This is a genomic window from Arcicella sp. GW458-12-2-14-TSB2 (genome assembly GCF_059423785.1).
Genome location: NZ_JBWKYN010000031.1, coordinates 1 through 26,283 on the forward strand (window position 1 = coordinate 1; position 26,283 = coordinate 26,283).

At 36.7% G+C, this 26,283-nt stretch carries 9 protein-coding genes; 5 read left to right on the plus strand and 4 right to left on the minus strand.

Going from position 1 to position 26,283, the window contains the following annotated elements; all coding sequences use genetic code 11:
* Window positions 1–39: 39 nt before the first annotated feature.
* From AC07XN_RS06650 to AC07XN_RS06660, 3 genes are all read left to right on the plus strand, one after another.
* Entirely contained in the window at window positions 40–1,044 is a 1,005-nt protein-coding gene (locus tag AC07XN_RS06650; RefSeq protein ID WP_494742475.1) for a FecR family protein, read from the plus strand.
* A 155-nt stretch (window positions 1,045–1,199) separates the two neighbouring features.
* The gene (locus AC07XN_RS06655) at window positions 1,200–4,547 is read left to right on the plus strand and encodes a SusC/RagA family TonB-linked outer membrane protein (RefSeq protein ID WP_494742476.1); all 3,348 of its coding nucleotides are present in this window, start codon (window positions 1,200–1,202) and stop codon (window positions 4,545–4,547) included.
* A gap of 12 nt (window positions 4,548–4,559) precedes the next feature.
* Window positions 4,560–6,359, plus strand: coding sequence for a RagB/SusD family nutrient uptake outer membrane protein (locus tag AC07XN_RS06660; RefSeq protein WP_494742477.1), 1,800 nt, complete (start codon window positions 4,560–4,562; stop codon window positions 6,357–6,359).
* A 58-nt stretch (window positions 6,360–6,417) separates the two neighbouring features.
* Here the strand turns inward: AC07XN_RS06660 and AC07XN_RS06665 are convergent, their stop codons facing one another.
* The 4 genes from AC07XN_RS06665 to AC07XN_RS06680 all read right to left on the minus strand — a co-directional run bounded on the left by AC07XN_RS06665 (window position 6,418) and on the right by AC07XN_RS06680 (window position 20,374).
* The gene (locus tag AC07XN_RS06665) at window positions 6,418–7,842 is read right to left on the minus strand and encodes a glycosyl hydrolase family 28 protein (protein ID WP_494742478.1); all 1,425 of its coding nucleotides are present in this window, start codon (window positions 7,840–7,842) and stop codon (window positions 6,418–6,420) included.
* A 141-nt stretch (window positions 7,843–7,983) separates the two neighbouring features.
* The gene (locus AC07XN_RS06670) at window positions 7,984–15,048 is read right to left on the minus strand and encodes a cellulose binding domain-containing protein (RefSeq protein ID WP_494742479.1); all 7,065 of its coding nucleotides are present in this window, start codon (window positions 15,046–15,048) and stop codon (window positions 7,984–7,986) included.
* A 226-nt stretch (window positions 15,049–15,274) separates the two neighbouring features.
* Window positions 15,275–17,107: a RagB/SusD family nutrient uptake outer membrane protein gene (locus AC07XN_RS06675; protein ID WP_309917798.1), complete on the minus strand. Its 1,833-nt coding sequence runs from the start codon at window positions 17,105–17,107 to the stop codon at window positions 15,275–15,277.
* A gap of 21 nt (window positions 17,108–17,128) precedes the next feature.
* Entirely contained in the window at window positions 17,129–20,374 is a 3,246-nt protein-coding gene (locus AC07XN_RS06680) for a SusC/RagA family TonB-linked outer membrane protein (RefSeq protein WP_494742480.1), read from the minus strand.
* Between the two features lie 1,332 nt (window positions 20,375–21,706).
* On the opposite strand from AC07XN_RS06680, the gene AC07XN_RS06685 reads away from it, so the two are divergent.
* Together AC07XN_RS06685 and AC07XN_RS06690 are read left to right on the plus strand one after the other, a co-directional pair.
* Window positions 21,707–24,265 carry a glycosyl hydrolase 115 family protein gene (locus tag AC07XN_RS06685; RefSeq protein ID WP_494742481.1) on the plus strand — a complete coding sequence of 853 codons (2,559 nt, stop codon included), beginning with the start codon at window positions 21,707–21,709 and terminating at the stop codon, window positions 24,263–24,265.
* A 67-nt stretch (window positions 24,266–24,332) separates the two neighbouring features.
* Window positions 24,333–26,261 (plus strand): sialate O-acetylesterase, encoded by a 1,929-nt coding sequence (locus tag AC07XN_RS06690; protein WP_494742482.1) that lies wholly within the window; start codon window positions 24,333–24,335, stop codon window positions 26,259–26,261.
* The last annotated feature ends 22 nt before the right edge of the window (window positions 26,262–26,283 follow it).

Genomic DNA, 26,283 nt, shown 5'->3' on the forward strand with positions numbered 1-26,283 from the left:
CTATATAATCCTTAATCATTAATAGCTTCCCATTTGAAAATGAACTATTTAGAATTTGACATAGAAGATTTTATAATGGATGATTTTTTCCAAAAATGGGTAAAAGCACCAGATGAGGATAGTGATAAGTTTTGGACGCAATGGATTTTAGCACATCCAGAAAAGAAAAAAGAGATAGATAATGCCATTCACTTTATTAAAAAAGTTGATTTTAATGAGAAATGGACGCCATCGGAACGCGCTAAAATGTGGTCGTATATTGAATCCAACTTTGAAAAAGAAAACGAACAAAATAATTATAAAAAAGTAACACTGAAAAATAACTGGAATTGGTTGGCAGTTGCCTGCTCATTGATAATTATTTGTTCGGTCGCATTGTATTTTTATCGCTTCAGAACACAAGAAACGAGTACCACTTTTAGAGAAACAAAGAAGGTTTTACTCAACGACGGCTCTGTTGTGACACTGAATGCAAATTCATCCATTATTTATAAAAATGGGTGGTATGCTAATTCAAATCGTGAAGTATGGATAAAGGGCGATGCTATTTTTGAAGTAAGCAAGCAAGAACTCAATGGTGAAAAACTCCCTTTTGTTGTTCATGCCGACAATCTGAATGTTGAGGTACTTGGTACTATTTTTAGCGTGTCAAATCGGAGAGATAAAAAAGACATTGCTTTGCAGCATGGTTCAGTAAAAGTTACAGATGAAAATAATTTAGCTAATACTGTAACATTGCACCCTGGCGAAGGAGTTAGTCAATCTCAAGAGCAAATTACGCTCATCAAACAAGAAATAGATACCCGTTATTACACCTCTTGGAAAGATAAAATAACACTTTTTAAACAAAAATCTTTGGCAGAGATTGCGGTAATGATGAAGGAATGGTATGATATAAACATAATAATAGATAACCCAACCTTGAAAAACGAAACATTTACAGGTTCATTCCCGACAGATTCAGTGGATGTTTTCTTTGTGAAATTACAAAAACTATATCCGATACAAGTCACTAAAAAGGGAGACGCTATACATTTGAAATAATATAGATTTTGTAACGACGCTCATTAGTAGCAGAGAAACTAGCATTATTTTTGGCTAATAAATTAATGTATCGAAAATTACTTAGAAATATCTTTTTACTGCTTTTAATGTGTTTTTCTTTTTGTAGCCAATCTACTGCACAAAGAAAAAAAGGGTTGTCTAATTCACCCTTAAAAATTTCATTAGTCGAAGCCATCGAAATTTTAGGTAAACATCATCATGTAATTTTTGAGTATAATGACAAATTATTAGCCGATAAAACCGTCGAATTGTCGGCACTTAATAAATATGCTACCCTCGAAAAAACCCTTGATTTCCTTATTAAACCCTTCTCGTTTAAATTTGAAAAATTTAACGAACAATCTTATCTTATTTATGACCCGACTATAAGCATAAAAAAAAAAATAGGCGTTGAGATAAAAAAAACAACGAATAGACCTGCTGAAGGCGTAATCATCAAAGGAAAAGTAAAGAGTGAAGATGGAAATGAAACCCTTCAAGGAGTAAGCATCCTTATCAAAGGGTTTTCTAAAGGGACTTCAACCGATAAAGAAGGTAATTTTACATTAACTGTTCCTAAAGAGAACGCCGTATTAATCATTTCTAGCATTGGCTATTTGAAGGAAGAAGTTGCTATCAACGACAAACGAGTTATAGAAGTAGCCCTCAAAATTGATAATAGTCCTCTGTCAGAAGTAGTAGTAGTAGGTTATGGTATTCAAAAAAAACAAAATCTTACAGGGGCGATTGCTACCATTGGTGCAGAGACATTTAAGGATAGGGCGATTAGTAATGCGGCTTTGGCCCTTCAGGGTTCTACCTCTGGCTTAGTGATTACACGGAGTTCTTCAAGACCTGGCAATGAAGGGTTAAAAATCAGAATTCGGGGAGAATCATCCATTACTGATGTTGATCCACTGATAGTGATTGATGGTATTCCTACATTAGGTACTTGGGAGCTGAGCCAATTGAATACTGACGATATCGCGTCAATTAGTGTGTTGAAAGATGCTTCGGCTGCTATTTATGGTGCAAGGTCTGCTGGAGGGGTAATTTTGATTACGACCAAAAGAGGAAAGGAGGGGAAAATGAAATTAACCTACCATTCCAATATCAGGGCTTCTACTTTAGGAAGAACAACGCCTGTATCGAATATGTCACAATATGCCCAGTTATTATTAGAAGCCTCTGAACAAGATGGCTTGGGCTATTATTGGATTTATGACAGAGAAAGGCTGGAAAAAATGAAACGTGGAGAAACCTTTCTATGGAATAACCCCTTAACAGGCTATGAGCAAGTATATCAAGATAATAACTGGATGAAAGCGTTGTATGGTATGGCAGTATCTCAGCAACACAACCTTAGTTTAAGCAGTAGTACAGATAAATCAAATTACAGAATTTCATTAGCTTATGCTAACAATAAAGGGCTATTGAAGCCTGCTTATGATGGAGAAAAAAAATATAATATGCGAGTCAATTATGACTATGCGCTCTCAGAAAAAGTAAAAATTGAAACGGGTATTTCTTATGATAAGAGAGAAGTTTCTTTCCCGATTGCTGGTATTGGAGATGGATGGTATGACCCACCCATCTTTCCTGTTTATAATAGTAAAGGAAATTGGTATGATGATTTTGGTTTTCGGAACCCTATAGCCAAAACAGCAGAAAGTGGGAGAGTAACGACGACTGACGATATTATAAGGCTTAATTTAAAGCTTTCTGCCAAATTATGGAAGAATGTTACCTTTAGTAGTCAACTATCTAATGTCAACCTCAGAGGATGGCGAAAACAGTATTATCAAACCTACAAATTATACAATTGGATAGGGGACAGGGTTACGAATATCCAAAACCCAGATCCAACCATTCAAGAAGATGTTTATAATACTACGTATCAAAATTATGGAGGTTTTCTGGATTATAAAAAGACTTTTGCTAAGCACAGTTTTTCTGCAATGGTGGGTATCACTACTGAACTCAACGACAACAAAAGTTTAATGGGTAAAAGAATGCGCCTTCTCTATCCAGGATTGTATGATTTAAACACTGCTGACCCTGTTAATGCCACCAATGCAGGAGGAGCAAGCCACTGGGGTTTGTTTTCTTATGTCAGTCGCTTAAATTATGATTATGAAGGGAAATATATACTTGAATTGACAGGTAGGAGGGATGGCTCTTCACGTTTTGCAAAGGGCTTTAAGTGGTCTACTTTCGGAAGCGTTTCAGCAGGATGGCTGATGTCCAAAGAGAGATTTATGGAAGAAATACCTTTTATTAATGAATTGAAAATCAGGGGTGGTTATGGCGAGACAGGCGGACAGTCGGGCATAGGACTTTACGATTATTTGTCAACGATTAATACAGGCACTACCATTTTCGGAGAACCTTACACGATTCAACAAACGGCTTCTTTGACAGGAATGACTAGTACTACCCGCACTTGGGAACGTATTAGTGTGAAAAATATAGGGTTTGATTTTGGCATTATCAATAATAAACTAAGTGGTTCATTTGATTATTTTTTGAAACGAAATAGTGGAATGCTGGTGGATGTCGCGTATCCAGAGCTATTGGGTGCAACTGCTCCCAAAACTAATAATGGCATATTAGCGATAAACGGATGGGAATTTCAGGTAAACTGGAAAGATAAAATAGGAGAAGACTTTGCCTATAATCTCTCTTTTAACATAAGCGATAATCGAAATAAATTGATTGCCATGGAAGGCAAGAACGCTTGGAATACGGGTTTGGTATCCCAAATACAGGGCTATCCTCTTAACGCAATTTTTGTGTATAAAACAGATGGGTACTTTCAAACGCAAGAAGAAGTAGATGCTTATTATGCGAAATATACAGCCATTAATGATGGAGAACTACCTACCGTAGGCACCCAGAAACTACGCCCTGGCGATTTGAGAAAACTTGATTTAGATGGGAATGGATACATTAGTGCGATAGGAAATGCTAATCAAAACGGAAGCACAGGTGACCTACAGTACATAGGAGATAATGCCCCACATTTTACGTATGGTTTTAATATGGGCTTTACGTGGAAAGGGTTTGATTTAACTACTTTTCTGCAAGGAGTTGGCAGTCAAAATATGTTAAGATGGGGTTATCTTAATGCTCCTTTTAGGGTGATGTATGTGAATCAAAATCCTAATTTTTTAGGAAATACTTGGACGCCCGATAATACTAATGCCGCTTTTCCAAGGCTCTCTCTAGTATCTCAAAGAAATAACTGGAATTATAATAATACTGATATTATGGTTCAGAAGCTCCGTTATCTAAGACTAAAAACATTTGTGTTGGGGTATTCACTTCCTAATAATTTAGTTAAAAAAATAGGTCTTGATAAATGTCGTTTGTATGTATCGGGTAATGATTTATGGGAATGGACTACTATCAAAGATGGCTTTGACCCAGAGTTTGGTGAAAACACTAATCAGACGTACCCCTTTGCCAGAACTTGGTCGATGGGTCTTGAATTACATTTTTAAAGGGTATTGTCAATGAAACAACGATATACATTTTTTAAAGTTATCATACTATTCATAGGACTGTTGAGTTGTGAAGATGAAGTGCTTGATTTGCAACCAATTGATCAAACAACAGAATTTGTCTATTTCAATACACCCGAACAGTTCAAAGCCGCAGCAAATGATTTCTACACCAAAATGATTTCATGGAGAAAAATAGACGATAGTTCTATCTATGATTGGATGGATGTAGGGTCTGACTTAACAACCAAAACTACTGTATATGGACAAGGCGGGGGCATCACAAATGCCATAGATATTTACTGGAGAAACCCTTATAAATATATTAGGAATAATAATATACTCCTAAAAAAAGCCCAAGAGTACCCAGATAATAAAGAGGGAATAAAACAATATGTTGCAGAGGCTTATTTTTTTCGAGCATGGCACTACTTCTTTTTATTAAAACGCTTTGGTGGAGTACCTATCATTACTACCGTTCTTGATGTTGATTCGCCAGAACTATATTCAAAAAGAGCAACCAGATATGAATTGACTAAGCAAATCATTAATGACTTAGACTTAGCAATTAAAGACTTGCCTATTGAACAAAACATTAGTACTGCCGAGAAAGGACATGTGAGTAAATGGGCAGCGATGGCTTTCAAAGCTAGAGTTTTACTTTATGAGGCAACATGGGAAAAATATGTAGGAGAAGCGACTGATTTTGAGAAAGGACAAAAAAAAGAAAATAATACGTTAAAGTATTTAAACGAAGTTATTAGCCTAACCAAAATAGTAATCGAACAGGGCGGATATGAGCTGTGGAATAAACTGGGCGATGAAAGCTATTTTTATTTGTTTAATTTAGATGATGGTCTTTCTAATCCGCTCGGTTTTACGAAAGCTTCTAACAAAGAGTTTATCTTAAAAAGTAATTATGATTTTGTATTCTACAAATCATTGAATAACCTTACCCATACCCTAAGCTCACTATTAGCTCCTAATAGAAAGATGATGGATATGTATCTGTGTAAGGATGGTCTTCCCCCTTCTGAATCTTCGGTATTTAAAGGGTATCAAAAAATGAGTGACGAGTTTGAAAATAGAGATAATAGATTAACCAATTTTGTTTTTAGGCCTGGGAAAAAATATTGGGGCTATGGATTAAGCACTTGGGGAGGGGGAGCATTGTATGGACAAGACTTTCCGCCAACAATAGTGCCCTTTTATCCACAGCTTTATACAAACGTTAATAGCGGATACTTGAATAGAAAATTCTTATCTGAACATCGTTTCAGAGAAGATAATCAAGAGTCTTATGATTATCCGCAAATCAGATTGGCTGAAGTATATTTAATGTATGCCGAAGCACTGTATGAAAAAGACGGTTTTATTTCAGATGCTAATTTAGATATTTCTATTAATAAAATCAGAGATAGGGCAGGAGTAGCGCATCTCACCAATGAATTGATAAATACACATCCAAAACTAACGATGTTAGGAGAAATCAGAAGAGAGCGAACGTTGGAATTGTATGGAGAAAATACTCGTTTTGATGATTTAAAACGCTGGAATATTGCAGAACAAGAACTGAATCAAACAGTAATGGGGGTCAGGGTAATGGGGAATGAATATGAAACCTTTGTCAATAATGGTCAGCCTCTTTTTATTCCTTCGGCCTATATTACTTTTGGAACAGACCCACAAACAGGGGCAATTATCATGGACCCTGTCAGTAATCGAAAATTTACTAAGAAAAGCTATTTGTCACCTATTCCTTTAAATCAAATTATATTAAATCCTTCGTTGAAGCAAAACCCGGGTTGGTGAAATCAATAAATAGGTAGGTTCAGTGATGATAAACATATTGAACTTACCTATTTATTACCTACTTATTAGCGCTTTTTGTAAATTTTATATTAAGCACATGTTTATCAATTGCTATATTGCCTTCCTTAGCATTGGATATTATTTTTCCATTGATACTTACATTGTCAAAAATGATACCTTCTACTTTTCTAGTATCATCAAAGCCTTGTATTAGGCTAGTATTATCCAAAGCACCTTGGTAACTAATATTTTTAAAACGGATATTTTGGATTCCTCTGCCAGGCGCTCCACTGTATTTTTCATTAAAATAAACACGCAGGTTGAATACTTGTCCTTCTTGAAATTTTTCAATACGTATATCATCATATAATACATTACGGACTAAATTATTGTCGCTTGCATTGATGGATAAACAACCCTGATAATTTCGGTCGTCCTCGTCATGCTCTAAAATATCAATGTTTTTAAAGGTAATATTTTCCAAGGTATCACCTACCCAGCCTTTTTCGGTGTTGCCATGTAAACCAACATTGGTTGGATGTGCTATGTCTGCCCAAAGCGTAGAATTTTTGACCATTACATTTTTAGAATTGCCATAAAAATTCCAACGATGGGCATAAATGGCAATACAATCATCTGAAGTTCGTAGAAATACGCCATCAACCACAACATCAGAACAACTCATCAAGTCAATACCATCACTCCAACCTTTACAGCTAAACGATTTGATATTTTTGATAGTAATTCCTTGACTTTCGCCACCATATACCGTGTAATGGTCTGGATTTCTAATAATTATTCCGTCAACTTCAATGTTTTTAGCGTGCATAATCTCTATCCCACGTTGTGGATTATCAATGATTCCTCTTCCAAAAATTTTGACATTTTCTACCTTATTACAAACTAATTTGCCTTTCAATACAGCCCCGCCATCAATATAAACAATGGTATTGCTAGGAATAATAAAGGCTTTTTTAGTCGAATCAGTCGGTAAATGTGTTCCTTTACCAAAATACATTACGTTTTTATCGGTAGCATTTGGAATATTTTGAAGAATAGCATTGGCAAAAACATGTAGATTATGCAACCTATCGCCATTTACTTCAATGGAGAGATTACGAGGTTTGTTCAATGTAAAGAAAATCGTATTGTCCTTTACAGTAGATTTTATACCATACGATAATGGGCGAATCTTAACAGCATGAATATCTCCATTGTTTTTTGTGACGGCTACTTCTACAGCTTTAGAAAAATCAAAATTGACCATCGAGGCTTCCTGCACATTGTCCATATCAACCTTTACTTTATACTCATATAAATCTTGCCATTGTCCGCCAATATTTCGCACTCTTACTGTAAAGTCATCATTATGAGCAACATAATATAATTCCTTGGGAACAGAATAAGTGATTAATTCTTGTGAATAAAGATTGTGTTGGATAAATAGTAGTACCGATAAAAATAATATTCGTAGTATGTTCATGATTTTGCATTAATAATAACGATTGAAAAGGTTTTTTAACAAGCATCAATAATGTTTATAAATGAGTAATCAGGCTGAAAAATATCAGCCTGATTTTCAATAGGTCAACGACCTTTTATTAATCTATTTATTGATTAGGTGCTATTTAATTACTTTAATAACAACGGCTTGAAATTCATTGACAACTTTCAGAAGATATACGCCACTGGTCAGATTGTTTGTTGGAAATACAAACTGCTCTGTATCACTAGGTTGTTCTATCGATTGGCTCAATACTTGAAGTCCATTAATATTTGTCAAAGAGATGGTAAGCGGCAAACCTTTTGTTCCTTTGATTAATACTTCACCTCTATCACCTACAATAGGATTCCCTAACATAATAGCCTCTAAACCAGATGAGGTTTCTTCTTTATCTGCCGAAATTCTACCGTTGGCAATTACCGATGGTTCTGTACCATAAATCAATTGACCTTGATAATACACTGTCACTTTATCATTCAGCGTCATTGTTGTGTTGATATTGAATGAATAGTCATCTGCTTGATTAAAGTTCGACCAGTCCGTCTTGCCTATTCTATATTGAATATTTCCTGTACTGCTTGATGGATAAAAAGTGCCCAAACTTGCTTTTACACCCATTTGCAAATAAGTATTCGCACCTGTTTGAACAGGGTTCAATGTTACAAATCCAGATTCAATATTAGCATTTCCTAAGGCCGCATAGTCTAAGTAATAATTCAGGTTAGCAGTGCCTTCTTTGGTAAACCAATACCTTACTTTTACATCTCCATAGGCTACAGGTACATTTCCTTCATTGTTAATTTTCAGATAAGTACTAATCGTGTTCGTCGTAGCACTAGCTTTCGTTTCAGTATATACCTTTAGATTAACAACAGATGGCACAGTAACAGGTTCAACACCCCAAACCAACACGCCATTGCGATACATCGTAATATGTTCGTTATAAGTATAAACGCTTGAATTAGTGTAAGAATAATCATCACCTTCAGCAAGATTGCTCCAATTACTATTTGCGAATCTTGATTGTATTTGTCCAGAGTTACCCCCAGCAACTAGGTTTCCAGCACTAGCTTCAAAACTATATTCTATGTATCCGAAAGCACCGTTTCTTGGGCTAGACAAAGCGACGTACTTCATTTTTACATTGCCATTCCCAAGTTGTGCATAATCAATCCAAGTATTTATACCAGCATAGTTTTCAGGAGTCACCCAGTAGCGAAGCGTCAGTTCACTGTAAGGAATAGAGCTAGCACTTTCATTATAAACAATCAAGTTAGGTTTAATTTGATTATTCGTCAGATTATTATCTCCATCTTGGTATTTTACTTTGAGCGTTGCGATAACTGTTAAAGTCTGTGTAACATCAATAGCAGGGTTATAGGTCTGATTACCATTTTGTGAAGCAGTAATCGTACTTGTTCCTGTACCTACTAAATGAATTTTACCGTTAACGATAGTGGCGACAGCAGGATTTGAACTTGTATAAGAAATGTCCAAATTTGAACTAGCGACAGCTCCACCTTCAAAATCAGCATCACCTAAAATCTTATTAGGAATGTTAGCGAAAGTGATGCTTTGGGATTTCTTTAAAACTGTCAAACTCTGAGTCACAGGTGTTGCAGACAAATATGTTGTGTTGCCACCTTGTGAAGCTGTAATCGTAGTCGTGCCAGCACCAACAATATGTACTTTCCCGCTTACAATTGTAGCTACGGTCGGATTTGAACTGGTATAAGCAACCGTCAAATTTGAACTAGCAGTGGCTCCTGTGTCAAAGTCTTCATCACCTACATATTTATTTGCTAAAGCATTGAAGGTAATACTTTGGCTTCTTTTCAACACTGTTAACGTCTGTGTTACAGGTGTTGCTGCGGTGTATGTTGCATTTCCAACTTGTGTGGCTGTGATATTTGTTGTTCCAGCGCCAACAATATGGATTTTGCCATTTACAATTGTTGCTACAGATAGATTGCTGCTTGTATAAGCTACAGGTAAACCCGAATTTACTGTTGCTCCACCATCAAAATCAACATCACCAACTGTTTTAGTTTGCAAAGGGTTAAAAGTAATAACTTGCAAACTAGCCACGGGAATTAGTAAAATAGGAAATGAAGTAGGAGGGGACGACGTCGTAGACGATGTCGACAATATATTTGCCTCATTGATATACCAATATCCATAGCCAGCTTTTTGTGCTTTTTGAATGGCGTAAGTCGTTCCGTTAAAATACACACTCATCGTATTCCAAGTAGCATCATATACGTTTTTTCCAAACTGAGCGCCTTCATTGATATAGTTTAGATAAGTACTACTTGGGGCACTCTCATGCGTTATTTTGTATCGACCGTTAGACTGCTTCGTAATATTCCAAATTTGATTTGTCCTATCAGTATTTAATGCGTCAAAAACAGGAACATTTGTAGTGTTTTTAGTCCAGTAAGATTCAGTATTAGGAATCTTGATGAAATAATTACCATTCGCTAACAGATTTGTGCTATAATAAATCGTCTTTTTAAACTCGTTTATGGCATTCGTTAAAATGAGTATTTCAGCATTTACTTGGTCGGCCGTTACCAAAGTGTTATAACGAGCTAACGAACTAGCAATGACATTACTAAAAGTCTGCTTGGCATCTATAGGATACTTTCCTACCTCTTGCGTTGTAGAGGTTTGAGCAGCATCTCTAATTGCTTTAGCTTCATCAAGTTTGGCATCAAGAGGATAATAAATATCCAATACTAATTCAAATGGAAAAGAAGAAGGGACATTACTATAGGCATTTCCTTGTTGTGCTCGAACGGTATCTCTGTCGACATACCAGTATCCTCCATTCCCATTTTTCTGAATGGCGTATCTAATACCATTGCGATAGATGTTCATCGTATGTAGTGTCGAATCATAAACTTCCGTCCCGAATTGCGCATTCTCATCGATATGATTATTATATCCACTAGGAGCATCGCCGAATGATGAAATCTTATATCTGCCGTTTGTTTCTTTGGTAACTCTCCAACGTTGCAAATTTTTATCAGAGTTTAGTGTTCCAAAAGTCAGGTTATTGCTTGACGTGTTTTTTGTCAGCAAAGAATCTGACCCAGCTATTTTGATATAATATATCCCAGTAATAGTACTATTGGTATAAGTAGCACGATTATCCAATAATTGAATATCATTCCCTGTCCCTCCTTTATAAGTAATACGGAAATTATAGCCACCAACATTTACCAAGGCCATTTCTGGTAAATCTTTGAATGTTCCTATGATGGCACTAGTACCTGTATTATCCAAAATAGTGAATATTGAACCTAAAGGTATTGTTCCTGTAACAACATTGTTTATCACCAATTTAGCCTGATTTAGTTGTGCATTCCCGACAATAACTTTATCGGAAGAGACGGCTACGTTATTGATGTCAACCTTATACGTTGCATCACTGTTTAACGCAAGGAGTGCGCTTGTCGTAAAAGTACCAATTGTTCCGTCTGTTCCTGGTACTAATAAAGCCCCAGTTCCATCATTCGTACCAATTGTTACAACGGCTGTACTTTTTCCAGTTCCACCAAATGAACCACTTTTAGCAATAATTTGACTACTGTATGTACCTGTTGTATTGCTATTATTCAATAAAAACGTTCCGTTTAATATGGTGGTTGTTCCTCCAAAAGTACTATTTCCAGAGAAGGTCAAAGTACCTGTGCCTACTTTCTCAACCGATAATGTTCCTGCCGCATTGGCTATTGTACCGCTAAAGTTAGTATTTGTATTCAAAGCGCCAATTCTGATAATAGGCGTTCCAGCAACATTACAACGAATACCCCCTCTACCAGACAATGAGCCAAACTCAAGTGCTCCTGAGCTATACATAATTCTGTGACAATCTACTCCGACGGCATCCAATAACCATGCAGCATTAGCGCTTCCAGACTCTGGTACCATAAATGCCATACGATGATTTCCACTGCGTAATTTAGTAATGAATGTTCCTGTAAAACTGCTGTTATTTCCGTAAAGGCTGATGGTTGCATAATTATCAGAACCATCATTGATGAATGTACCACTTCCCAAAAGTCGCCCGTACAAATTCAAATGTCCTTGACGTTCATAAAAGTATCCAGTGTTTCCAGCTGTTACTTCAATGTCGTTGTATAAAGTAGCTGGGTTTACATTGATACCTGTGTATAAAGCACCCCCTTCTAAGATGATTTTGCCAGTACCCAAAGGTCCATTAATAGGAGAACCCGAAGTGCCAGTACCGATGCCTAGCACTTGAATACCATCAGTAGAACCCCAAGCATACCCTCTGGTTCCACGAATGACAGTATTGCCTGCATAAGTATTTGCGCCTGACATCACAAGCGCCGAACTTCCTGTTTTTAGCAAGCTACCTGTACCGCTCACTACGCCACTAAGTTCGATACTATTATTTTTGGCGTTCACGTTTAATTGTCCGTCTATATTAATAGGTAATGTTAATACCTGACTCTGCGAAGAATTATTCACCAAATCACTCTTTAACGTGATGCCATTTCCAGCAATGGTATAATTCACAGCATCATCAGCAAAGAGGATTCTTGAAGCCACCAATCCTGTTAAATCATTGCTCAGAGTATTGGTTTCTGTATCTTTAAAAGTTAAAATCGCTGGATTTATTGGAACAACATTTTCTAACCAGTTAGCAGAAACGTTGAATGTATTACTCGTTGGCGTTTCGTTCCAAGTTAAGCTATTGGTACCTGGATTCCCGAATACTTCTGATGAAATACCACTTTCTAAATTAGTGCCTTTTGAAGTGATAACGTAGTAATACGCCGTGCCGTTCGTAACATTATTATCGGTATAAGTATTGGTAGCAACAGAAGCAATTTCTGTATAAGGCCCACCGCTGGTAGTAGCACGCTTTACTTTATACGTTGATGCTCCGTCAGCGGTATTCCATGTTAAATGTACTTGTCCATTTTGGTTTGTCGCCACCACATTCGTTGGTACAGCAGGAGGAACTGAGCCAAAAACTTCATTAGATACGGCACTTTCGTTTTCTCCAACCAAAGCCGTTACCACATAATAATTACTAACTTCATAAGCAGGTGAGGGGTCTGTAAAGGAAGTTCCCGTAATGTTTGCTTGAATGGTAGTATAAGGCCCGCCAGACGTTAAAGAACGTTTTACCGAATAACTCGTGGCATTATCGGTTGCCGTCCATGTAAGTTTGATAGAAGAGTTAGCAGAATTGACAGCCAAGCTATTAATGGCAATAGGTGCTTGATTGCTAATCACATCAATCACTAATGCAGCCTTTCCTGTTCCACTAGCATTAGTCGCTTCTAAAAGCACTACACTTTTACCAACAGTTGTTGGTGTTCCACTAATTGTACCAGTTGTTGCATTGATGCTTAGCCCCGTAGGTAAGCCTGTTGCCGCAAAAGTGGTAGGAGTTCCTACAGCAGTCACATTAAAATTAAAGGCTGTTCCCACAGTTGCTACTGCCGAAGTAGTACTATTAATTTCAGGAGACCCAACAGCAAAAGTATTGTTGACTGCTACATTAGTAAAAGTTGCTGTGTTTAAAGCAGAGGTATTTCTGGATGCTGTATAGAAACCAATATAAGTATCCGTAGGCAGTGGAATGATAAATAAAGCGATGTTTGTCCATGTTACACCATCGTGTGAGTGATAGGCAAATACTCTGTTTCCAACACGCTCTAATTTGAGCCACCATGATGAACTCGTGCTATAATGAGTATAACCGCTGTTGGCAGCAGTTGCTCCTACACCACTTACATTAATAGTTCCTGGGGGATTAAAGTTGATGGACACGTAATTGGAGGTAGTTGATAGTGATTCACGAATCATTAAGCCTGATACAGCATTTGCTACAGAATTATTCTCAATTTTAGCAACGATGGCAACGTCTCCTTTCACAGGTTTGAAGGTGAAATTACTTGAATTTGCGGGTGCTGTTCCTGCTCCTTTCACTGTCCATGTTCCTGCATTGTGATTAACACTTCCTTTGATGCCAGTCACACCAATATCAGTATTACTAAAATAACTTGAAGGAACAGCACTTTCAGAAGGATAAACAATCGGTGTCATTGGAGTAGCTGTTGAATTATCCGATGACTTCAAGTATAAGAATGACCAAGCCCCTTCGCCGACTAGCGCTCTCATCTGGTCTGTATAAGGAGTAGGAATACCTTTGCGAAGTGAATAAGCGCCTTGGATGATATTATTGAATGGGTGCTGTTTACGAGACCCTGTAGCAATTCCCCAACCTGAAGTCCAATAAACAGAATAACCACCATAAGGCGTGAATGTTAGTCCAGTAGGGTCAATGGCATAATGATTATATAACTCGCCAATCGCTAACAAACGATTATTCATTTCTGCAAACATATCATTGCCTTGTTTAAAAGCCACTTCACCATCCCAAGCCAATGCCCAAGCCTGTCCAAACCAGTGGTCGTCTCTACCCGTATCGCCAACCTGACCAGAAGGAATACTGTTGCGTAAGCCAGCACCTGCTTCCATACGATACGATTCAATCGCTTGATTCCACTTTACTTCGTCATCTAAAAATGCTGCAATACCCAATGCAATTTGTAGTTGGATAGCCCCTTTATTACAATCCCTAAGCGGATTAGGAACCCACGAAGCTGGATAGAGTACATTCGCAAAATAATTATTGACGTGTGCCGTATTGTCGGCCGTCCAACCCGAATAAGTACTCTTTAAAATATCTGCTGCTGTGATAAAGTAGGGCGCATAATCGCCAATATCGAGCATATTTTCGCCACCACCCCACGTAGTATTGGTAACAGCCCAAGCATCTAGTATCTGAGTGGCTTTGGCGGCATAAGCTGCATCCCCCGTAAAAACATACATAAACGTAAGGTTATGGATAGCAACCATGTCTACTTTCCATGCACTATTGTTTAAATCTGGAGACCTCGTAACATTTGCAAATGGCCCCCGCATAGCAAATGAAAGTTGAGAACGATAATCATTTTTTAAGGCATTATAACCTGTCAGCCAAGGTTCCTGAGTGATGTTGGCTTTCAGTTGATTCAAATCGTACTGGGTAAACGGAATACCCGGATGTACAAATGTCTTTTGGGCTTTAAGTTGATGCTGAGTCACAAAAATCAGTAGCAACAATCCAAATATAAAATTTGAGTAATACTTTTTCATAGTACTGTTTTGTTAAAGGTTAATTTTAGTATTATCGTTTAATCTCATTAATCTTTCAGCCTTTATTTTTGGTAGTAATTGCTGATAACGAGGTAATACTACCTGAATCAGGGAAGTAGTAGCGTAAATGGAATATTAAGAATAATTACGGCTAGAAGTTTTTAGGTTTGAAATATAGGACGAATCAGCATCGTCCCATATTTCAAGTATTTAAAGAGTGAAACAATTACCAACCTGGATTTTGCTTTAAATTTGAATTCAAAAGCAATTGGTCAGTAGGAATAGGTAACAAATAATGTTTTTTCGTGAATTTTCTATTAGAAAGTGGATCAATGATTAATGCTCCAGAGGCATCTACGCCGAAAGTATAAACACTTGCCTTATAAATAGGAAGTTTAGTAACAGGACTGACGAAAGTTGTTATTTCTGTAGGCTTGCCATTATATGATACCACTCTGCCTAAAATAGGTTTATTCAATTCAGCTTCTGCTATTCCCCAACGTCTCAAATCATCAAAACGGAAATTTTCTGCATATAATTCTAAGGCTCTCTCTCTTCTGATTTCGCCTAGCATGTTCAAACTTGGATAAGGAGCAATCAAGGCATTGGTTAATGGTGCCACATAGGCTCTAGCCCTGATTTTATTGATAGAAATATTCAAATCTGCATCTGAGATTTTACCACCCCCTAACTCACATTTTGCCTCTGCATAAATTAAATACAATTCGGCCAAACGAATTTGAGGATAGTCATAAGATTCTTGATAATCCTGTCTGTTAGGATGTTCTGTGATAAACTTTCTGTTTCCATAACCTGCATCTGACGCACTAAGAGTCAAGTTTGGATAAAATGGAGTAATAACTGTGGGCCAATTATTCAAGGTAGTATAATTTGCCTTCGTATAATCAGCTCCTGTACTTGTGCCACGTCCCCAATATTTTTGACCTGGTTTTGGTACAAAATTGTTCAGTCTCGCATCTCTATTTACAAATTCATCCGCTATGCCGTAATAACCTTTTGCTAGTGGAGATACGGTATATGGTAACCCATCTTTGCATAAATACATATCCATCATTTTGCGGTTAGGAGCAATTAATCCTCCTAAAGTATGGGATAAGTTTGCATTTCCTTGTAACAACGTATAGTCATAAGAGCTTTTTAGGATAAATTCCTTATTGCTAGCTTTGGTCAATCCTTTAGGGTTTGATAATCCATCTTCCAAAATAAACAAGTAATAATAGCTTAAGCTATCTAAACCATTGAATAACTGATAAGTATTATCCGTCATCACCTGATATGCTAAGTCTGCTGCTTCAGTAAGATAAGCGGTTGTTTTATCCGCTGGTTTTTGTCCCGTCACTAAATCGGTACTTTCGCCTACATATTTTTCCCAAGTGGCTTCGTGTAATAATACCCTAGCTTTAAGCGATTTAGCCGCTTGTTGGCTAACCTGTCCTTTATCAATCACAGCGATATTAGCCTCAGTAGGAAGACCCGCAATAGCCATGTCTAAATCACTTAAAATCTGAGCTACTACTTCATATCGTGTATTTCTGGCCCCATACAAAATATCATCATTCAAATCCAATACTTTTGTAACGATAGGAACGCCACCATATCTTTTCAATAAGAAAAAATATTGCCAAGCCCTAAAAAAATAAGCTGCTGAAATGTACTGCTTGATTTCAGCTTGATTGCCCTTATATTCCGCTCCTTTTTGGATTAGATAGCAATTAGAACGAATATAAGAATAAGAATTCTTCCAATAAATATCTGTTGTCGGAATAGCATTCGCACCTTGTCCTAATAGGGAAGTAGATGCCGACAAGTCTGAGCCAACATCCATGAAATCATAAATATTGCTACTATTGGTAGGGCGAAAGCCAATCATTTGATTATAAAAACCATTGGCAGCGGCTTTAAAATCAGTAGCTTTGGTGAAATAAATAGACTCTGTTGCTTGATCCAACGGGGCAAGATTTAAAAACTTATCTTCGCATGATGTCAGCATTAAACTAACTAAAGCGAATAGCTGAACTAAAAAATATCTTGATTTCATAATTTTGTAATTGCGTTGTTGTTAAAAAGAAATATCTAGACCTAATGACCACGTTCTAGCAAATGGATAACTGCTATCTGAACTTTCTCCTCTTTCTGGGTCAAAACCATCTTTTACTGATGTAATTTCAAACAAATCGTTTCCTGAGAAATAGACTCTTATTCTATCCGATTTTATTTTATTGGATACCTGTTTTGGTAAAGTATATCCTATCACCAAGGCTTTTAAACGAGCATACTGCAAATTTTGAATGTTTACGTCATTGGTTTGCCAGTTCCAGTTGTTTCTTGTGGCGTCGAATGATATTCTAGGAAATTCAGCGTTAGGATTTTCTGGCGTCCAAGTTTTGCCAATGTAAGTGGTGTTTACGTTCAGGTAGTTTCTGAAAAATGGTGCTCTAGCATTTCCAGATCTAAGAATATTTTGCTGACCTACTCCTTGAATAAATGCAGAGAAATCAAGACCTCTCCACTGTAATCCTAAATTGAGTCCAAACGTATAGTGAGGGTTAGCATCACCATAATAATACACATCACCACTGCCCGGTTTACCATCACCAGTGGCACTTATTTTATTATTCCCATCTAAATCAACGATTTTTAAATCTCCAGGACGCAATCTAGTTGTTGCGCCAGTCATGGCTGATAAGTTATCAAAACCACCGTATTTGGCATAATAGGCATTTACATCATCATTGTTTGTGAAATATCCTGCTGTTTTATAGACAAACAAAGCGTTAAGAGGATACCCTTGACGAAGTGCTATTTTGCCAGCTCCCCAAGTATCTTTTCCTTGCATCGATATCAGGTTTGTTTGATTATCACTTAATTGAAAACCAATGTTGTATTTAACTTCACCAGCACTTGCTTTCCAATTCATAGAGAATTCCCAGCCTGATGTTTTCAATTCACCACTATTAGATTTTGGCGCTGTCGCACCATATATTTGAGGATAAGTAATATCGATTAACATACCAATATTTCTTTTCTCAAATACATCAAAAGTTGCTGTCAATTTATTTTGTAATAAAGCAATATCAATCCCGATGTTTTTATTGACCATTCTTTCCCAAGTTCTTGTCAAACTAATAGAGTTGGCAGCACTGGCAGTACCTTGAAGCGAAGGCGTTTGACCGAACAAAGCTGTTCCCGTAGTAGTTACCGCAGAGATATAATCATAGTTACCAATGTTGGCTTGTCCACCAGTTTCTCCATAGCTTCCTCTGATTTTCAAATTACTAATCCCTTTGAATTTTTCCATAAACTTCTCTTGAGTAAGTACCCAACCCCCAGAAATTCCATAGAAATTAGCCCATCTGAAATCGGGGTGAAAACGTGACGAACCATCTCTACGCCCCAGTACTTCTAATAAATATTTTTGCTTATAGTTATAATTAGCACGGCTAATATAAGAAACCAAACCGACGTGGTTTGAACCCCCTGAATTACTTTGAACATTTAATCCAGTAGTTGGGTCTGAGGAATAAGCGGTGTTTAAATCATACAATCCGGGAAATTGTAAGTTATCTCTTCCTGCTACAATGGTCTTATTTTCAGTTAACTCTGCCGTATTACCCACCATGATACCGAAATTATGGTCTTTTCCAAAAGTATGTTTGTAGTCTAAGAAAGCGCCATAATTTTGATACAAAGTAGTGCCAATTGTTTCAGTAATACCAGGCTTGGGATATTGCGTTGACGTTATTTTATCGCCTATCCAGTTATAAAATCTAAACGTTTGATTATACTCTGTCTTCTCTGTATTTCTTTTTACAAGCGCAGCACTTCCTATTAAATTTAAGCCTTTCACAATTTCTGCCGTCAAGGTAGTGTTCAAGCGAGCAATGGCATCGTTATTGGAAACCGTTCCACCGCTTTTTGTAAAAGCGATTGGGTTTCTGTAACCATAAATATCATAATAATCTCCATTTTTATTATAGGTTGGGAAGATAGGAGCATCAAAAAAACCATTACCAATCCCATTTCTTGGACTTTCTACAATCCTGCTATCAAATGAAACACCTGTCTCTAATTTTATTTTGTCAGAAATAAAATAATCGTAGTTGAATCTCAAATTGTATTTCTTTTCTCCATCATAGGCCGTTTTTAATAATGATTTGTTATTCGCATATCCCAAAGACAACATATAAGAAGTTTTATCTGAAGAACCACTCAAACTTAAATTATGCTGAGATGAATAAGCAGAACCATACAATTCGTTCAACCAGTTATTATTAGCATACCTCACAATCTCACCATTTGTTGGGTTGACATAGTCAACGACTTGATCGGTTTGCATTTTCAAAAGGTTTTCTTTCGTCCACTGTGGAAACCACTCAACTGGATTGCCATTCGCATCAACTTTATCTTGCGTAGATGCATTTAAGTACATAGTAGCCCATTGAGACATATCAGCCCAAGGCACAGCCATACCAATGGTATTGAGTTTATAATTAGTATTATAATTGATTTTCATCTTGCCACTTTTCCCTCTTTTGGTCTTCACTAAGATTACACCACCCGCTGACCTTGCACCATAGATAGCTGCTGAGGCATCTTTCAACGCTGTAACAGATTCAATATCATTAGGGTTGATTTGGTTAAATTCCCAAGTACCGATTACAGGCACACCATCAATAATTATTAAAGGGTCAACGCCAGTAACTGATGATTCACCTCTTAATCTAATACTCAATCCTTCGTTTCCTGGACGAGTAGACGTTCTAGAAATCACCAATCCCGGTACTTCTCCTTGCAAGGCCAAAGCGGCATTTTGTACAGGCCTATCTTTGAAAGCCTTATCATCTACCATCGAAACAGCACCTGTTAAAGTTGCTTTTTTAGTAGTTCCATAACCTACGACAACGACTTCATCTAATGCTTGAATGTCAGAAAGTAAGCTAACGTTAATAACTGTACGTTTGTTAATAGCCACCTCTTGGCGAGCATACCCAATAAAAGAAAAAACTAAAACGTCATTGTCTTTTGGTACTACAATGCTGAAATTGCCTTTTGCATCTGTGGTTCCTCCTTTGGCACTTCCCTTGATGGTGATGCTTACACCCGGCAAGCCTTCTCCCTTTTCTGAATCCACTACTCGTCCCGTAACAGTATGGTCTGCAAATAATGCAACAACTTTAGCAACATCAGACTTTTTGCTAGCGTCTAAGGCATATACATTGTTGGTTATTAAAAGAATAACAGCCAGAGGAATTTGATAAAAACCCGCTCTAATAGCCGTTAAAAATGGTTTGTTAATTTGTAACATGTTCTTCATACTTTTTTGTTTAATTTTTTGGCAAAAAGCTTCCCTGCATCCTTTTTTTTAGGATGTTTTTCAATATTGATAAAGGGGAATAATAAATTATTCAGCGAACTAGTCGCTTGTTTTTCAAGGTATTATTTTTCTTTTTTCATGTTCAACATGGTTAGCTATTTAATACAAACATTATTTATTGTTTAAACGATTAAGCAATTTTTTAAAACAATAACCCACTGTGTATATTTATAATTAGACTACAAATAGTTATTTTAAATGTATAGAAAGTGCAATAAACCTTTTGTAACCTTCGGAAAAGGGATATTTTTTATAAAATATTGAAATAAATAGATAATGGTCTGTAAGTCAGAAGATTATGAGTATTTAATGTTTTATAAAAAAACAGATTTCTTTATTTTGTTAGTTAAACAAATAAGCAGATGCATTGATTATGTAGAATTCGATGGGAGAGGAATAGATGTAAATACAAAATAGTAGATATTGATTAGGTTACAAAATACATTTTATCAGTCTATGATAAAAATGTTCAATCTTTGAATTTCAAATTCTCTCTTATAAATAATTGATTCATTTTTGGGTATTAAGTTATCCAACAAAGCTATAAATTATCATGAATAGGGGTGTTTTTTAAATACTCCTATTATTTTCAAGCATTCATTAAGCTTCGCTCAATACCAGTTTCCCAATTTCCGTGAATCTCTAATAAACACAATCCTAACGTTTATATAGCTGTCAATATTTAATTTGAACCGATTCCATATTTATAATAAGTAATCGCAAGCCTATTTTTCCTTTTTTAAACATGATACTACTATTTAAAGTTATATAATGCTAAGTATAACTTCAATAATAACAATTTATTCTTTAAAATTTCATGCAATCGGTTGCACGAAATTTTTTATTTGTATCTTTGCTATGAATAAACCTAATTTGGCAATTTAATTTGTTGGATAACAAGCGACAATTTTGACAATTGCCCTCTTTCTGTTGTGTCAAGGTGATTAGATAGATTTGAAGGATACAATTTTGCTGCCTATAAGCATCCAGAAAATGATATTATTAGTATCGGAAAAGGCAGGTGCGGTGTAACATATCCGTATCGTATTTCTTTGCTTATCAGTCAAAAGCAACCACACCGTTTAATCACCCTGTGGGCTTATATTTTATACAGCCTTCGATAAGCAATTTTCTAATAAGTTAATTGTAAGTAGTGAGACACCTCGTCCGATAGGGTATTCTCTTACACAAGTAATCATGAAAGTGCCATAATTATCTGAACATATAACTATTAATCTCTATTTAATTATTTCAAAAAGATAAATGAAAATAAAACTATTCATTGCCTTATTTTTCCTTGTTTCCATATCAGGGCTATCTCAAAGTATTACTGTTGATAAATCTTCTTTTGCTCTCTCTACAGCAGCCATCTATGTTGATAATGCTGAAGTTGCGCTTGTAAAAAAATCAGCAGAACTTTTGCAACAAGACATCGCATTAGTAATAGGCAAAAAAATACCTATTATTAATACGGTTGATAAAATGCCGAAAAATGTCATTGTAATCGGTACGATACAGCAATCATCATTTATCAAGGAACTGATTTTACAAAAGAAAATAGATGGCAATGCACTTAAAAACCAATGGGAAGCGTCGCTGATACAGTCGGTCAATAATCCAAAATCAGGTGTATCTAATGTTCTTGTTATTGCAGGGAGTGACCGTCGTGGAGTAGCTTATGGTGTATTCGAACTATCTAAACAAATAGGTGTTTCACCTTGGTATTGGTGGGCAGATGTGCCTGTCAAAAAACAAAAGGATGTTTATCTTAAACAAAGTATCAGAATTGTTGATGCTCCAAAGGTAAAATACAGAGGGATTTTTATTAATGACGAAGCTCCTGCTTTATCTGGCTGGACTAAAGAAAAGTTTGGAGGCTTTAATCATACATTTTATGAAAAAGTATTTGAATTGTTACTTCGTTCAAAAGCAAACTATCTATGGCCAGCGATGTGGGGCAATGCTTTTTATGCTGATGATTCGCTGAATATAAAAATAGCTGATCAGTATGGAATAGTCATAGGTACTTCACACCACGAACCGTTGATGCGTGCGCATGATGAATGGCGAAGAGTTGGAAAGGGTGCTTGGAACTATGAAACCAACAAAGATAAGCTACAGCAGTTTTGGCGAGAAGGGATAAAAAGGGCATATAATGAGAAAATAGTAAGTATTGGTATGAGAGGTGATGGCGATGAGCCAATGTCTCGTGAAACTGCTACAGCCTTGCTGGAACGAATAGTAAAAGACCAAAGGAATATCATTAGCGAAGAAACTGGCAAGCCTGCTAGCGAAACGCCACAACTGTGGGCATTATACAAAGAAGTTCAGGAGTATTATGAAAAAGGCATGAGCGTACCAGACGACGTGACTCTTTTACTTTGTGATGACAATTGGGGGAATATACGTAGACTACCAAAATTAGAAGATAAACCTAGAAAAGGAGGCTATGGTATCTATTATCATTTTGATTACGTAGGTGGGCCTCGAAATTATAAATGGTTGAATACTAACCCGCTTCCACGTATTTGGGAACAGATGCACTTAGCTTGGGAACATCAAGTAAAGGATATATGGATTGTAAATGTAGGGGATATCAAACCAATGGAATTTCCGATTTCATTCTTTTTAGATTATGCTTGGAATCCCGAAAAGATGAAGGCGAACGACTTACAAAAGTATAGTGAAACATGGGCTGAGGCGCAATTTGGAAAAAAACAAGCGCAAGAAATTGCCTATTTAATGAATCAATATGCCAAGTATAATGGCAGAAGAAAACCAGAATTACTTGACGCTGATACGTATAGTCTTAATAATAATGAGTGGAAAAAGGTGGTAACTGAATATAATGACTTGCTAAAAAAAGCGGAAGACATCAATAAACAATTGCCTTCTGAATACCATGATGCTTATTTTCAACTAGTATTACATCCTATAAAAGCCTGTGCCAATCTCAATGAAATGTATTATCATGTGGCATTGAACAAAAGAGCAGCTAATAATAAATGGAACGTAGCGAATACTTATGCCGATAAAGTAAAACAACTGTATGCGAATGATTCATTAATTACGCTGGCATACCACCAATTGAATAACGGCAAATGGAACCACATGATGAGCCAGACTCACATTGGATACACTTACTGGCAACAACCAGTAAAACAGAAAATACCAACAGTTAAGTATGTATTAGCAGATTCAGTGGCAGAACAAAAGGACTTGGGGGTTAAAACAGTGAAAAAAGCCCAAATTCCTACAGGACTGAAAGGAAATATTTTTTACCAAGACGAACAAAAAGGTGTATCGATTGATGCAAATCATTATTCAAAAGCAATCAATACAAATGGCATAAAATGGACGGTGCTTCCTGACCACGGCAGAACGGGGTCGGCTATTACTGCTTTCCCAGTGGTTGGGAAGGAGCAAAAGCCAGAAGGCAATGCTCCTCGTTTGGAATACGAAATCTATACTTATAGCAAGGGAGATTTTGCGATAGATGCCTATTTTTCTCCTAGTCTAAATTTTAATGGAGAAGAGAATGGTTTACAATACGCAATTGCTGTAGATGACGAGGCTCCTCAAATCATTAGTTTAAACAAAGAAGATAAAACAAGTGATAAGGGCGTATGGAATAAATGGGTATCAGAAAATATTATTATTAAAACCACTAAGCATAATATCGCTAATGCAGGAAAGCATACTTTGAAATTTTGGTTAGTAACGCCAGGGGTGGTATTACAAAAGTTAGTAGCTGATTTTGGAGGTATAGCACAAAGTTACCTTGGCCCCGAAGAAACATTAAATAATAACACTAAAAAATAACCTACAGATTATCGGATATAAAAGATTGAGACCCTTTTGTACTAGATACTAGCATCAAGATTTTATTATGAAAAAAACAATGCTCTTTTGTTTAATGGTTGTGATGAGCTTGGTAGCTCAGGCACAACTCCGATTGCCCAAATTAATTAGCAACGGAATGATTCTTCAACGAAATACCAACCTGAAAATATGGGGATGGGCATCTCCTAACGAGAAAATCACCGTGAAGTTTAAAAATAAACAATATAAAACTACGACTGATACTAAGGGAAATTGGCAAATTGTTTTACCTGCTATGGAGGCTGGTGGGCCATTTACGATGGATATTGTAGGACAGACACAAATCAACATACAAGATATTCTTATTGGAGATGTGTGGTTTTGTAGCGGACAAAGTAATATGGTTCATCAGTTGAATATCCATGATGTAACCTATGCAAAAGAAATTGCTGAAGCTAACTATCCACAAATCAGACAGTTTTGGATACCTACCCTCACTAATCTTCAAGGTGCTCAAAATGACCTTCCCGATAGTCAATGGAAAGCGGCGGTTGGTGAAGATGTAAGACCTTTTTCTGCGGTAGCCTATTTTTTTGCTAAGAAACTACATGAAAAATATAAAGTGCCAGTGGGTATCATCAATGCCAGTGTAGGCGGTACACCTATAGAGGCATGGATGAGTGAAGAAGGCTTCAAAGATTTTGGGGCAATCAAGGGGATTATTGAGAAAAATAAGGATACTTCCTATGTTAATAGTTTGAATCGAAAACCTGCTACTAGTACTAATAAACCGGTACAAGTAGTGGATGAAGGCTTATCGGGTTCTTCAAAATGGTATGAACCTGCTTATACGCCTAAGCATTGGCGGAATATCAACATTCCTGGATATTGGGAAGACCAAGGATTAAAAGACCTTAATGGCGTAGTGTGGTATAGAAGAGAAATAAATATTCCTGCTACTATGACAGGCAAGCAAGCGCAAGTATTTTTAGGCAGAATAGTAGATGCCGACGAACTGTATATTAATGGTAAGAGGATAGGTAGTACTTCCTATCTATATCCACAACGTAGGTATAAAGTCGGTAAAGATGTATTAAAATCAGGCAAAAATCTTTTTGTAGTCCGTGTAACAAATACGGCTGGCAAAGGAGGATTTGTGCCTGATAAGCCGTATTGTATTTTTTCAGGGTCAGATACTGTTGACCTTAAAGGTAGCTGGCAATATAAGGTGGGGTTAGTCTATAAACCCATTACTGGGGGTAATTGGGGCGGTGGAATCAATGCTCAAAATCAACCAACGGCTTTGTTTAATGCCATGGTCGCGCCAACGATCAATTATGCTATCAAAGGTTTTTGTTGGTATCAAGGAGAAAGCAATGCTGGTCAGCCACAAGCATACGAAAAATTATTGCCTGCCTTAATTCACGATTGGCGTACTAAATGGATGCAAGATTCGCTACCATTTTTGTATGTGCAACTACCTAATTTCATGGAATATAGCTATCTGCCTACAGAAAGTAGTTGGGCTTTGTTAAGGGAGTCTCAGCTAAAAGCATTATCAGTTCCTAATACAGCGATGACCGTTGCTATTGACCTTGGTGAATGGAACGATATTCATCCAGATAATAAAAAAGATGTCGGTGAACGCTTATCGCTCACAGCCATGAAATTAGCTTATCACGAAAACTTGGTTAGCTCGGGGCCTTTGTTTGAGTCTTCTGTAATAGACGGAAATAAAATTGTTATCAGCTTTACGAATGTAGGAACAGGCTTAACAACCAATGATGGCGAACAACTGGGAGATTTTGCTATTGCGGGAGAAGATAAAAAATTTGTTTGGGCAAAAGCAACAATTGAAGGAGATAAAGTAATAGTGTGGAGTGATGAAGTAACAAAGCCATTATATGTACGATACGCATGGGCTGATAATCCTGTGAATCCTAATTTATATAATAAAGAGGGGCTTCCTGCATCACCATTCAGAACCGATAAATAATCATTGCGTTTAAAAATTCCTA